Below are 12713 nucleotides of genomic sequence, written 5' to 3' on the forward strand. Positions count from 1 at the left end.
CTGACCGAGATCCCGCCCGGCGAGACGAGGAGCTACGGCGAGATCGCCCGCAGTATCGGCGAGCCCACGGCGGCGCGCGCCGTCGGTCGGGCCTGCGCCTCCAACCAGGCCGCCGTGGTCATTCCCTGCCATCGGGCGGTCGGCGCGCGCGGCAACCTTACCGGTTATCGCTGGGGCGTGGCGCGCAAAGAGCGGTTGCTGGCCGACGAGCGCCGGCGCAGCAGCACGTAGAAGGCGCCACTGCCGCCGTGGCGGGCGTGCGCCGGGCGGACGCCGCGGATCAATTCACGATTGTCGGGCCGGTTCAGCCAGCCGATGAACTCGGCCCGGATGCGCCCACCCAGCACGCGCCCGCCCTCCAGGCGGACACCCTTGCCGGTGACGATCAGCACGATCCGCAGGTTCTGCGAGGAGGCCTCGACGATGAACCGGCGGACCGCACGCTCGGCAGCAGCGAGCGTCATGTGGTGCAGGTCGAGCGACGCCTGCGGTACCAGCTTGCCGCGCGCCAGCTGACGCGACAGCTCGCGGTCGAACACCCGCTCGTCGAGCGACAGCTCGGCAGCTGCCGGCCTGGTCTCGGCCGCCAGGCGCGCCAGGACGACGGGCGCCTTGCGCGCCGCCGACGCCAGCTTGTCCGGGCGCCTGGCAGGGCTGTCCTTCTTCGGCCGCGGAATCGCACTGGCGGCCGACCGCGCACGCCGCTTGCGGCTGGCGAGCGGCTTCACGCCAACCATCGCCGCAGCGAACAGTTCGAGATCCTTGACCACGGCAATTCGTGTAGCCTTGGCAGCGGCACGGGTCTACACAGCCCGCCATGGCCGTCGCGCCCCATCCCCCTTCCCCGACACCGGCGCCCCCCGACCCCGACCTGCAAACCGGCCTGCAGTATGTGCGCGCCGGCTGGTTCGATCGGGCCGAGCCGCTCTTCCGCAATGCCCTGGCACGCCATGGCGAGCGGCCCGACATCCTGCATTTCCTCGCCGTGTGCCTGTCTCAGCGCGGCGCGCTCGACGACGCCGAGCAGCTGTGGCGCAAGGCCATCGCCAGGGATCCCAAGGAGCCGATGCTCTCCTACAACCTCGGCCTGGTGGCGCGTCGACAGGGTCGCCTCGACGAGGCGGCACGACGCTTCCGCGATACCATCCGCCGGGCGCCCAACCATGTCGACGCGAGGCTGGCGCTGGCCGGCATCCAGATGGATCAGGGCCGCTACGCAGCGGCCGAGCGTGAGCTCGGCCAGCTGTTGAACGACATGGAACGCGCCGAGCATGAGGGGCGGCCGGCCCCGAAGCCGCTGCTGGCCCGCCTCCGCAACATGCTGGGCTCTGCTCTTTACCGCTGCGGTCAGCCCGGCGCCGCCCTCGAGGTGCTCGATCAGGCCCTGGCCGACACTGACGAGGAGGATGTCGGCCGGCGCAGCCAGATCATGAGCGATCGGGCGCTGGCACTGGCCTCGCAGGGCCATCACGAGGAAGCGATCGCCGAAGCCGGCCAGGCTGCCGGCCTGGCGCCCGAGACGGCCGCCTTGCAGCACGCCCTGGGATTCATTCTTTATTACGCCGGGCGGCCGGAAGAGGCCCTCGTCCCGCTGCAGCGCGCTCTGGAGCTCGATCCCGGCTTCAAGGGAGGTCGCAACACCCTGGCGCTCGCCCAGTCGGCGCTCGGCCGCGGCGACGAAGCCGCAGGACTGCTGAGCGAGCACCTGCAGCAAAATCCTCGCGATCGCGAAGCCATCCTGACACTGTCGCTGCTGCAGATTGGCCGGCGCGACTACGGTGGGGCGCTGGCCGTTCTGGAACCCCATCTAAAGGAGTCGCCCGAGGACGTGCGGGCGCTCAACAACCAGGGCCTCGCCCTGCGCGGCCTCAAGCGGTTCGAGGAGGCGCGGCGGACGCTCAAGCGCGCCCAGCGCGTGGCGGGTGACGATCCGTTCGTGCTGACCAACCTCGCCAGTGTCCTGGTCGATCTCGAACGCGCGGCAGAGGCGCGACCGTTGCATGAGCAGGCGCTGCAGATCCTGCCGGGCGACCCGAGGCTTCTGGGCAACTATGGCATCTGCCTCGCTGCCCTGGGGGAACGCGACCGGGCCCGCGACGTGCTCGATGCATCCCTCGCCAGCGATCCCAACAACGAAGAGGCGCTCGTCGCCCGCGCCAACATCGACGCATGACCACGACCACCGACCGCCTGGCCGCCGTGCGCCAGCGTATCGCCGCGGCGGCGAAAGAGGCCGGGCGCGACCCTGCCTCCGTCACCCTCGTCGCCGTTTCCAAGACCCATGGTGCCGATCGTGTGCGCGAGCTCCTGCAGGCCGGCCAGCGTATCTTCGGCGAGAACCGCGTCCAGGAGGCGGAGGGAAAGTTCCCGGCGCTCAAGGCCGAGTATCCCGACCTCGAGCTGCACCTGATCGGACCACTGCAGACCAACAAGGCGCGCGAGGCCGTGGCGCTGTTCGACGTGATCCAATCGGTCGACCGCGAGCGGCTGGCGGCGGCCCTCGCCAAGGAAATGGCGCGCGCCGGCCGCCATCCGCGCTGCTACATCCAGGTCAACACAGGCGAGGAGGCGCAGAAGGCCGGGGTGGCGCCTGCCGACGTCGATGCGTTCGTCGCCGCCTGCCGCGACACCTATAAGCTGCCGGTTGTCGGCCTGATGTGCATTCCGCCGGTCGACGAGGAGCCTGCGCTGCATTTCGCCCTGCTCGCCAAGATGGCGGCGCGCAATGGTCTGACCTCTGTCAGCATGGGCATGAGCGCCGACTACGAGACGGCCGTCAAGCTGGGGGCGACCCATGTACGCGTGGGTACAGCCCTGTTCGGCGAGCGAGGCAGCTGAGGCGGCCTGTGCCGGAGCTTCCCGAAGTCGAGACCGTTCGCCGCGGCCTGCTGCCCAAGCTGGTCGGCCGCCGCCTGGTGCGCGTCGTGCAGCGCCGTCGCGACCTCAGGGTTCCCCTGCCGCATCGCTTTGCCCAGCGCGTCGAGGGTCGCGAGGTGCTCGGCATCGACCGGCGGGCCAAGTACCTGCTGATTCGCCTCGACGACGGCCAGACCCTGATCGCCCATCTCGGCATGTCAGGACGCATGACCCTGCACGACGCGGCGAGCGCCGCGCGGCATCCATTCGACCGGCACGATCACGTGGTGCTCGAGACCGATCAGGGCTGGCAGGTCCGCTTCAACGATGCGCGGCGCTTCGGGCTGATGCTGCTTGAGCGCGACGACGCCGTTCCCGGGCACAAGCTGTTCAAGGACCTGGGGCCCGAGCCGCTCGACGAATCGTTCGACGGTGCGGCGCTGGCCGAACGCCTGGCCGGACGGCGGACCTCCATCAAGGCCGCTCTGCTCGACCAGAAGACGCTCGTCGGCGTCGGCAACATCTACGCCTGCGAAGCCCTCTTCCTGGCCGGGATCTCGCCGCGCCGCTCGGCGCATACCGTGCAGGGCGAGCGCGCCGAGCGTCTTGTCGCCGCGATCAAGCAGGTCCTGATGCGCGCGATCGACGACGGCGGGTCGACGTTGCGCGATCACGTCCAGCCGGGCGGCGAGCTCGGCTATTTTCAGACCCGCTTCAACGTCTACGACCGCGTCGGCGCGGTCTGTCCGACGCGCGACTGCGGCAGGGCGGTTCGCCGCCTCGTTCAATCCGGCCGCTCGACATTCTACTGCAGCCACTGCCAGCGCTAGCCAAGCACGACACCTTTTCGCATTGTTCTCTTCGCGAAGCGGAGTGGAACGCAAGAGGTCTGTCCACTCTGTGAACGATCAGTCAGGAGGATCACATGGCCGACTACGAGAACATCCGCACCGAAGTCCGGGGCCGGGTCGGGATCATCCGACTCGATCGGCCCAAGGCCCTGAACGCGCTGTGCGCCGACCTGGTGCGCGAGCTCGGCCAGGCGCTCGACGCCTTCGAGGACGATCCCGGTGTCGGCTGCTTGATCCTGACCGGAAGCGAGCGGGCCTTCGCGGCCGGCGCCGACATCAAGGAGATGAAGGACAAGACGTACCAGGACGTCTTCCTCGAAGACTTCATCACCGTCGGCTGGGAAAAGGTGAGCCGTGTCCGCAAGCCGGTGATCGCCGCGGTGGCGGGCTTCGCCCTGGGCGGCGGCTGCGAGATGGCGATGATGTGCGACTTCATCATCGCGGCCGACAACGCCAGGTTCGGTCAACCGGAAATCACCCTCGGCACGATACCGGGCGCCGGCGGGACGCAGCGTTTGCCGCGCTTCGTCGGCAAATCGAAGGCGATGGATCTCGTTCTCACCGGCCGCATGATGGACGCCGCCGAGGCCGAGCGTTGCGGACTGGTAAGTAGAGTCGTGCCGCTCGCCCAGCTCATGGACGATGCCATCGCCACGGCCGAGAAGATCGCGGGCATGTCGCTGCCGGCGACCATGGTCGCCAAGGAGGCAGTCAACCGTGCCTTCGAGACCACGCTCAGCGAAGGCATCCGCTTCGAACGTCGCACCTTCCATGCCACTTTCGCCTTCGACGATCGCGCCGAGGGGATGGCGGCCTTCGCCGACAAGCGCAAGGCGGCGTGGAAACACCGCTAGATCCGGGGGGTTTGCCGGGGTTGACCGGCCGCCGACCGGCCCGTATAAGCGCGCCCTTCCGAGGAACGAGGATTGCATGGCTAGTCACAAGTCGGCTGAGAAGCGCGCCCGCCAGACGGAGCGCCGGACTGCCGTGAACAGCGCGCGCCGCAGCCGCGTGCGCGGCTCGATCAAGAAGGTCGAGGAAGCGATCAAGTCGGGCGACAAGACCGCCGCCGCAGCGGCGTTGCGCGCGGCGCAGCCCGAGATCCAGCGCGGCGCGACCAAGGGAGTCGTCGCCGCCAACGCCGCCGCCCGCCGGGTGTCGCGCCTCGCCGCGCGCATCAAGGCGATGAGCTGAGAGGTTCGCTGCGAACGTCGAATGCACGCGCCGCTCTCGTCGAGCGGCGTTTTTTTTGCGAGCGGCGACAAAATTTATTTTTCGGAATCGCTCAAGTTCGTTAGGTCACCAATTCGCCGACCAACATACGATTCCTGTCAATCGAAGGGCGCTCGCGATTGAGCGCAAGATGTTGAGCGAGATCGCCTCGCGCGCGCGGCAGAGAATCCAATCTCGGAAGTTGTCAATCGCGTAGCGCACTGGGAAGACGGTATTACGTGCGAAGGTGATCGCTCGAAGCGTTTGCGAAGCCCAATGAGTCTGTCTAAGAGTCGAGCCATCGCGACGAAGCGTGGGGCGCCGAGACGCGGACCAAGGCGAAGGGAGGGGGCTTCCACTTCGCCGGCGTGATGAGCGAGGGAGAAGGCCGCAGCAATCGACTGACAGCGACGATGGAACGGCAGCGTCGATTCGACGACGCGCATCGAGGAGCTCCATCGCCTTCATTCGATCTGTGCCTCCACCTTGCAGCGTATGGTCTGCCGATCGGAGTCCTTCCGCGAACAATGAAGAGTGGGGACCAATGTCGAACGATAGCAAGATCGCCGGCACCTATGCGACGTCCCCTGCCAGCGGCTACGCCGGCGATGTGACTCCGGCGACGGCCTGGAAGATTCTCAGCGAGCGCGGCGATGCGGTTCTGATCGACGTGCGCACCCGCGCCGAGTGGAATTACGTCGGATTGCCCGACCTGGAGGCGTTGGCCAAGAAGCCGGCCCTGGTCGAATGGCAGAGCTTTCCCAGCATGCAGCTCAACCCGGAGTTCGTGGCCACGCTTTCGAGCGCGTTGCCCGACAAGGGGGCCCCGCTGCTGTTCCTCTGTCGAAGTGGAGCCCGATCGGCTGCGGCGGCGAAAGCCATGACCGCAGCCGGCTACAGTACATGCCTCAACGTGGCGGACGGCTTCGAAGGGCCTCTCGACGCAAAAGCAAGGCGCGGAGAGGCAGGGGGATGGAAGGCAGCGGGACTTCCGTGGAGACAGACGTGAATCGAATCCAATCACCGGTGACCATCGACAAGAAGAACACAGCGTACGAACAACAAGCCGTTGCGGGGACAGGCATGGAAGTGGACGGCGGAGGCGGCAATGATCTCGGGGCACAGTGGAATCGCGTCTGCGATCGCTTGCGCAAGGAGATCGGCGACAAGGCCTTCAAGACCTGGTTCGGCGAGGTCGAGCCGGGCGAGCTGAAGGCCGGCAAGCTGCGCCTCTACGCGCCGACGCGATTCGTCCGCGACTGGGTTGCCCGGCACTACGGCGACCGCGTGCTCGCCTACTGGCAGGCGGTCAACGGCGAGGTGGCCAGCGTCGAGGTCAATCTCGTGCCGCCGCCGGCGCCGCGCCGCGCCAGCGACGTCATCGCCATCCCGCCGGTGCCGTCCTCGCAGTCGCATCAGCAGGCACAGATGCCGCGTCTCGGACCGGCGATCGGGCGGGGCAGCGAGGAGAGCTTCCAGGGGCCCGAGGCGCGCTACACGTTCGCCAACTTCGTCGTCGGCAAGCCCAACGAGTTCGCCTATGCCGCGGCGCGCAACATCGCCGAGCAGGACCGTCCGCTGCCGGAGCGCAATCCGCTCTACATCTTCGGCGGCGTCGGGCTCGGCAAGACCCATCTGATGCATGCCGTCTGGCATTCGATCCGGGAGCGCGACCCCAAGCAGCGGGTCCTCTACCTCACGGCCGAGCATTTCGTGAACCGCTTCATCCAGGCGCTGCGCAACAAGAACACTGGCGCGTTCAAGGAGATGTTCCGCAACGTCGACGTCCTGATGGTCGACGACGTGCAGTTCATCTGCGGCAAGGATGCGAGCCAGGAAGAGTTCTTCTTCACCTTCAACTCGCTGGTCGAGCAGGGCAAGCAGATCGTGCTGTCGTCGGAGAAGCCGCCCAGCGAGCTGCAGGACATCGAGGAGCGCATGCGCTCGCGGCTGGGCAGCGGCCTGGTCGCCGACATCCACTCGTCGACCTACGAGCTGCGCCTCAGCATCCTGCAGACCAAGGCCGAGACGGCGCGGGTGCCCATGCCTATGGCGGTCCTCGAGTTCCTGGCACACAAGATCAACACCAACATCCGCGAGCTCGAGGGCGCGCTGCACCGCGTCGTCGCGCACGGCCAGCTGATCGGCCGCGAGATCACGGTCGAGATGGCGCAGGACGTCCTGCACGACCTGTTGCGCCAGGCCGACCGCAAGGTGACGGTCGACGAAATCCAGCAGCGCGTGGCGCAGCACTACAACATCAAGCTGGCCGAGATGAGCTCGCCCCGGCGCGCCCGCTCGGTCGCCCGGCCGCGCCAGGTGGCGATGTATCTCGCCAAGCAGCTCACGACGCTCAGCCTGCCGCAGATCGGCAAGCGCTTCGGGAACCGCGATCACACCACAGTCATGCACGCGGTGCGCAAAATCGAGGAGCTGAAGGGCACCGACATGTCGATCGCCGAGGACGTCGAGCTGCTCAAGCGGCAGCTGCAGGGCTGACGGCTTTATCAGTCGACACATCTCGAACCCCTCCCCCGATTCCGGGGGAGGTGCCACGTCATACGGGGCGGAAGGGGAAGCCTCAGTCGAGATGCTTGAGATTCCGACGTCGGCATCGGAGGAACCGCGGCTGAGCGCCTGTGGGGGCACCTCCCCGGGCACCTCCCCCGATTGCGGGGGAGGCAAGTAACTTGCGGCCTAAGCGCTTCAAATAGCGGGTGAAATCGCTTTCCGGACAGGCCCTTCGTGCTATAGTCCGCAACCGTTCCGCAATGGTCGCTTCAGGCCGGCGAGACGGCCAGTCCGAAACCGCTTTTTGGCCCTCGTTACAGCGACCAAGCCATGAAATTGACGATCGAACGGGCAGCCCTCCTCAAGGCGCTGGCTCACGTGCAGAGTGTGGTCGAGCGGCGCAACACGATTCCCATCCTGGCCAACGTCCTGGTGACCGCGCAGAAGGGGCGCCTGAGTCTTGCCGCCACCGACATGGACCTGTCGATCACCGAATCGGTCGAGGCGAGCGCCTCCAAGAACGGTTCGACGACGGCGCCGGCGCACACCCTGTATGAGATCGTCCGCAAGCTGCCCGACGGTGCCCAGGTCGAGCTCGAGACCTCGTCCGACGACAGCACCCTGGTGATCCGGGCCGGCCGTTCGCGCTTCACCCTGCAATGCCTGCCGCCCGCCGACTTCCCGACGATTTCCGAAGGCGATCTCGCGCACCGCTTCCAGATCCCGGCAACCGATCTCAAGGGCATCATCGACCGCACGCGGTTCGCGATCTCCAACGAGGAGACCCGCTATTACCTGAACGGCATCTACTTCCATGCCGCCGCGTCGGGCGGCACCCAGGTGCTGCGCGGCGTCGCCACCGACGGCCACCGGCTGGCCCGGGTCGAGGTGCCGCTGCCCAAGGGCGCCTCCGACATCCCGGGCGTGATCGTGCCGCGCAAGACGGTCGGCGAGGTCCGCAAGCTGCTCGACGAGAGCGACGGATCGGTCGATGTCGAGCTGTCCGATACCCGCATCCGCTTCGCCAGCGGCAACGTCACCCTGGTGAGCAAGCTGATCGACGGCACCTTCCCCGACTACGAGCGGGTCATCCCGACTGCCAACGACAAGATTCTGAACGTGCCGTGCAAGGAGTTCGCGCACGCGGTCGATCGCGTCTCGACTATCTCGACGGAGAAGTCGCGGGCCATCAAGCTCGCGGTCGCCAAGGGGCTGGTCACCCTGTCGGCGACCAGCCCCGACGCCGGCAGCGCCACCGAGGAGATCGAGGTCGAGTACGAGAGCACGGCGCTCGAGATCGGCTTCAACTCGCGCTACCTGCTCGACATCACCGAGCAGATCGCCGGCAGCGAGGCGCGCCTGATCATGGCCGATTCCGGCTCGCCCACCGTGGTGCGTGACGGCGCCGACGAGAGCGCGCTCTACGTGCTCATGCCGATGCGGGTATGACGGCGCCGCCGATCAGCGCGCTCGCCTACGCCCCCGACGCCGCAACCGGCGCTGCGCCGGCCGTCCTGGCCGTGCGACAGCTTCGGCTGACCGATTTCCGCAACTACCGCCAGCTTCGCCTCGATTGCGGCGACGGCCCGGTGGTGCTGGTGGGCGCCAACGGCGCCGGCAAGACCAATCTCCTGGAGGCCCTGTCGTTCCTGGCGCCCGGACGCGGGCTGCGGCGCGCGCGACTCGACGAGGTCTGCCGGCGCTCGCGCGGCGAGAGCGACGCCGCGACGTGGGCGGTGGCGGCGACCCTCGATACTCCGGAGGGGCGGCTGGCGATCGGCACGGGACTGGAACCCGGACGTGCCGACGGCGCCCCGCCGCGGCGGGTCGTGCGCATCGACGGCCGGCCGGCGGCCGGCCAGACGGCGCTCGCCCGGCATGTCGCGGCGGTGTGGCTGACGCCCCAGCACGACCGCCTGTTTCTCGACGGACCGGGCGAACGCCGGCGCTTTCTCGACCGCATGGTGGCGGCGCTGCATCCCGAGCACGCCGGCGACGTCGCGGCCTACGACAATGCGCTGCGCCAGCGCGCCCGCCTGCTGGCCGAGGGCGGCCGCGATGCGCACTGGTACGCCGCACTCGAGGACACCATGGCGCGCCATGGCGTGGCGCTGGCGGCGGCGCGGGCCGACACCGTGCACCGGCTGGACGCGGCGGCGCGACTGGGCATCGGCCCGTTTCCGCGCGCCGCGCTTGCCATGACCGGCGAGGTCGACGGCTGGCTGGAGGCCATGCCGGCGCTCGACGCCGAGGACCGGCTGCGCGACCAGCTGGCCGCCAGCCGCTTGCGCGACGCCGAGTCAGGCACCACATCTTCCGGGCCGCATCGCAGCGACCTCGCGGTGCGCCATCTCGACCTCGACCTGCCGGCAGCCGAGGGCTCCACCGGTCAGCAGAAGGCCATCCTGGTATCGATCGCGCTTGCCCACGCCCGGCTGATGGCGCTGTCGCGCGGCCGGCCGCCGCTGCTGCTGCTCGACGAGATTGCAGCCCACCTCGACGCCGAGCGCCGGGCGGCGCTGTTCGACGAGGTCGTGGCGCTGGGCGTGCAGAGCTGGATGACCGGCACCGACGCCGAGCTTTTCGCGCCGCTCGGCGGGCGCGCGCAGATCCTGCGCGTGACCGACGGCTCGATCGCGGCGGTATGAACCCATTCTGGAAAGCCAGAGATCATGAGCGACAAGGACGATTTCACCCCCGGCGCCGAGGCCTATGACGCCGATTCGATCAAGGTGCTGCGCGGCCTCGAGGCCGTCCGCAAACGTCCCGGCATGTATATCGGCGACACCGACGACGGCACCGGCCTGCATCACATGGTCTACGAGATCGTCGACAACGCCATCGACGAGGCGCTGGCCGGCTACTGCGACCGGGTCGACGTGATCCTGCAGGGCGACGGCTCGGTGACGGTACGCGACAACGGCCGCGGCGTGCCGGTCGACATCCATCGCGAGGAAGGCATCTCGGCCGCCAACGTGATCTTCACCCAGCTCCACGCCGGCGGGAAGTTCGACCAGAACTCCTACAAGGTGTCGGGCGGCCTGCACGGCGTCGGCGCCGCCGTGGTCAACGCGCTGTCCGAGCATCTCGACCTGCGCATCTGGCGCAACGGCAAGGAGCATTTCCTGCGCTTTCGCGCCGGCGAGCCCGAGGGCGACCTGCAGGTCGTGGGCGACGCGCCGGCCGGCAAGCACGGCACCGAGGTGAGCTTCCTGCCGTCGACCGAGATCTTCACCATGACCGAGTTCGATTTCGCCACCCTGGAGCATCGCCTGCGCGAGCTCGCCTTCCTGAATTCGGGGGCGCGCATCGTGCTGACCGACGAGCGCGGCGCCGAGCCCAAGATCTCCGACCTGTTCTACGAGGGCGGCGTCGAGGCCTTCGCCAAGTACCTCGACCGCAACAAGCAGGTGCTGCACAGCCCGCCGGTATCGATCCGCGGCGAGAAGGACGGCATCTCGGTCGAGGTCGCGATGCAGTGGAACGACAGCTATCACGAGACGATGCTGTGCTTCACCAACAACATCCCGCAGCGCGACGGCGGGACCCATCTCGCGGGGTTCCGCGGCGCGCTGACGCGCACCCTGAACAAGTACGCCGACGAGGGCGGCATTTCCAAGAAGGAGAAGGTGAGCCTGACCGGGGAGGACATGCGCGAAGGCCTGACCTGCGTGCTGTCGGTCAAGGTGCCCGACCCCAAGTTCTCGTCACAGACCAAGGACAAGCTGGTCTCGTCGGAGGTCCGTCCGGTGGTCGAATCGGTGGTCGGCGACAAGCTCGGCCAGTGGTTCGAGGAGCATCCCGGCGAAGCGCGCAAGATCCTGACCAAGGTGGTCGAGGCGGCGGCGGCGCGCGAGGCCGCGCGCAAGGCGCGCGAGCTGACACGCCGCAAGGGCGCGCTCGACGTGAGCTCGCTGCCCGGCAAGCTCGCCGATTGCCAGGAACGCGATCCTGCGCTCAGCGAGCTGTTCATCGTCGAGGGCGATTCGGCCGGCGGCTCGGCCAAGCAGGGCCGCAACCGCGCCAACCAGGCGATCCTGCCGCTGCGCGGCAAGATCCTGAACGTCGAGCGGGCGCGCTTCGACAAGATGCTGTCATCGGCCGAGATCGGCACCCTGATCACGGCGCTGGGCACCGGCATCGGGCATGACGATTTCAGCCTCGACAAGCTGCGCTACCACAAGATCATCATCATGACCGACGCCGACGTCGACGGCTCGCACATCCGCACGCTCCTGATGACGTTCTTCTACCGCCAGATGCGCGACCTGATCGATCGCGGCCACCTCTACATCGCCCAGCCGCCGCTGTTCAAGGCGGCCAAGGGCAAGTCGGCGATCTACCTCAAGGACGAGCGGGCGCTCGACGACCATCTCATCGAGAGCGGCCTCAGCGGCGCGACCTTCCGGCTGGGCGAGGGGGAGGTGCTGGCCAGCGACGACCTGCGCCGCACGGTCGATATCGCCCGGTCGGTCACCAACCTGGTGAAGCCGCTTGCCCTGTCGCGCCGGGTTACCAGCCAGGCGGTGATCGAGCAGGCGGCGATCGCGGGCGCGCTCAATCCCGACATCCTGGCGGACTCCGAGCTGGCCCGGCAGACTGCCGACTACATCGCCCGCCGGCTCGATGCCGTGAGCCCGCCGCTGGAACGCGGCTGGAAGGGCGAGCCTACGGCGGACGGCGGCCTCGCCTTCACGCGCCGCCTGCGCGGCGTGAACGAACGCCACGTCATCGACGGGCACCTGATCAAGAGCGCCGAGGCGCGCAAGCTCGACGCCCTGGCGGGCGAGCTGCAGACCGTCTACCTGAAGCCCGGCACGCTCGCCGTGAAGGACAAGGAGACGGCCATCTCCTCGCCGACCGAGCTGTTCGCCGCCGTGCTCGAGGCCGGCCGCAAGGGCGTCACCATCCAGCGCTACAAGGGCCTGGGCGAGATGAACCCCGACCAGCTCTGGGAAACCACGCTCGACCCCGAGGCGCGCACCCTGCTGCAGGTCCGCATCAACCACGCCGACGAAGCCGACGAGATCTTCTCGACCCTGATGGGCGACGTCGTCGAGCCGCGCCGCGACTTCATCCAGGACAACGCGCTCAAGGTGGCGAACCTCGACGTGTAGCGCCAGACGAGAGGTCCCTCGCTACGCTCGGGACCTTTCGGACCTCACCCTGAGGAGCGGCCTGGAGGCCGCGTCTCGATTCGGGCGAAGTAACCTTCGCCCTTTGGTCGGCAACAAATCCGATGTTGCAACACCGCTATTCCAGCGATCTGGTCTGTCGCGCATC

The 12713-nt window shown here is 68.2% G+C and carries 12 protein-coding genes; 11 read left to right on the forward strand and 1 reads right to left on the reverse strand.

Features of this window, described 5'->3' with window-relative positions; genetic code table 11:
- The coding region (locus tag AB7O82_RS31945; protein ID WP_428550831.1) for a methylated-DNA--[protein]-cysteine S-methyltransferase at window positions 1-231 on the forward strand (231 nt) is incomplete at its 5' end.
- On the opposite strand, the gene AB7O82_RS31950 is transcribed toward AB7O82_RS31945, so the two are convergent.
- A complete protein-coding gene (locus AB7O82_RS31950; protein WP_428550834.1) occupies window positions 165-770 on the reverse strand; it encodes a Smr/MutS family protein in 606 nt (201 codons plus the stop codon). The two genes, AB7O82_RS31945 and AB7O82_RS31950, sit on opposite strands and share 67 nt — an antisense overlap.
- A gap of 47 nt (window positions 771-817) precedes the next feature.
- Between AB7O82_RS31950 and AB7O82_RS31955 the strand changes: the two genes are divergently transcribed.
- The 10 genes from AB7O82_RS31955 (at window position 818) to gyrB (ending at window position 12547) form a co-directional block, all read left to right on the forward strand.
- Window positions 818-2173: a tetratricopeptide repeat protein gene (locus tag AB7O82_RS31955; RefSeq protein ID WP_428550837.1), complete on the forward strand. Its 1356-nt coding sequence runs from the start codon at window positions 818-820 to the stop codon at window positions 2171-2173.
- Window positions 2170-2838 (forward strand): YggS family pyridoxal phosphate-dependent enzyme, encoded by a 669-nt coding sequence (locus AB7O82_RS31960; RefSeq protein WP_428550839.1) that lies wholly within the window; start codon window positions 2170-2172, stop codon window positions 2836-2838. The genes AB7O82_RS31955 and AB7O82_RS31960 overlap by 4 nt, the downstream gene beginning before the upstream one ends.
- Window positions 2839-2846: 8 nt before the next feature.
- A complete protein-coding gene (mutM, locus tag AB7O82_RS31965; RefSeq protein WP_428550842.1) occupies window positions 2847-3686 on the forward strand; it encodes a bifunctional DNA-formamidopyrimidine glycosylase/DNA-(apurinic or apyrimidinic site) lyase in 840 nt (279 codons plus the stop codon).
- 95 nt (window positions 3687-3781) lie between these two features.
- Entirely contained in the window at window positions 3782-4561 is a 780-nt protein-coding gene (locus AB7O82_RS31970; protein WP_428550844.1) for an enoyl-CoA hydratase, read from the forward strand.
- Window positions 4562-4637: 76 nt separating this feature from the next.
- Window positions 4638-4901 (forward strand): 30S ribosomal protein S20, encoded by a 264-nt coding sequence (rpsT, locus tag AB7O82_RS31975; protein WP_428550846.1) that lies wholly within the window; start codon window positions 4638-4640, stop codon window positions 4899-4901.
- Between the two features lie 562 nt (window positions 4902-5463).
- Window positions 5464-5928 carry a rhodanese-like domain-containing protein gene (locus tag AB7O82_RS31980; protein ID WP_428550848.1) on the forward strand — a complete coding sequence of 155 codons (465 nt, stop codon included), beginning with the start codon at window positions 5464-5466 and terminating at the stop codon, window positions 5926-5928.
- Window positions 5925-7418, forward strand: coding sequence for a chromosomal replication initiator protein DnaA (gene dnaA, locus AB7O82_RS31985; RefSeq protein WP_428621136.1), 1494 nt, complete (start codon window positions 5925-5927; stop codon window positions 7416-7418). The genes AB7O82_RS31980 and dnaA overlap by 4 nt, the downstream gene beginning before the upstream one ends.
- Before the next feature lie 342 nt (window positions 7419-7760).
- Window positions 7761-8879 (forward strand): DNA polymerase III subunit beta, encoded by a 1119-nt coding sequence (dnaN, locus tag AB7O82_RS31990; protein WP_428550854.1) that lies wholly within the window; start codon window positions 7761-7763, stop codon window positions 8877-8879.
- Window positions 8876-10078, forward strand: a complete 1203-nt coding sequence (gene recF, locus AB7O82_RS31995; RefSeq protein ID WP_428621138.1) for a DNA replication/repair protein RecF — start codon at window positions 8876-8878, stop codon at window positions 10076-10078. Before dnaN ends, recF begins: the two co-directional genes overlap by 4 nt.
- Before the next feature lie 24 nt (window positions 10079-10102).
- Window positions 10103-12547, forward strand: a complete 2445-nt coding sequence (gene gyrB, locus AB7O82_RS32000; protein ID WP_428550859.1) for a DNA topoisomerase (ATP-hydrolyzing) subunit B — start codon at window positions 10103-10105, stop codon at window positions 12545-12547.
- Window positions 12548-12713 lie beyond the last annotated feature (166 nt).

Origin of the sequence: Reyranella sp., from assembly GCF_050185545.1 — a bacterium.
Lineage (GTDB): Bacteria > Pseudomonadota > Alphaproteobacteria > Reyranellales > Reyranellaceae > Reyranella.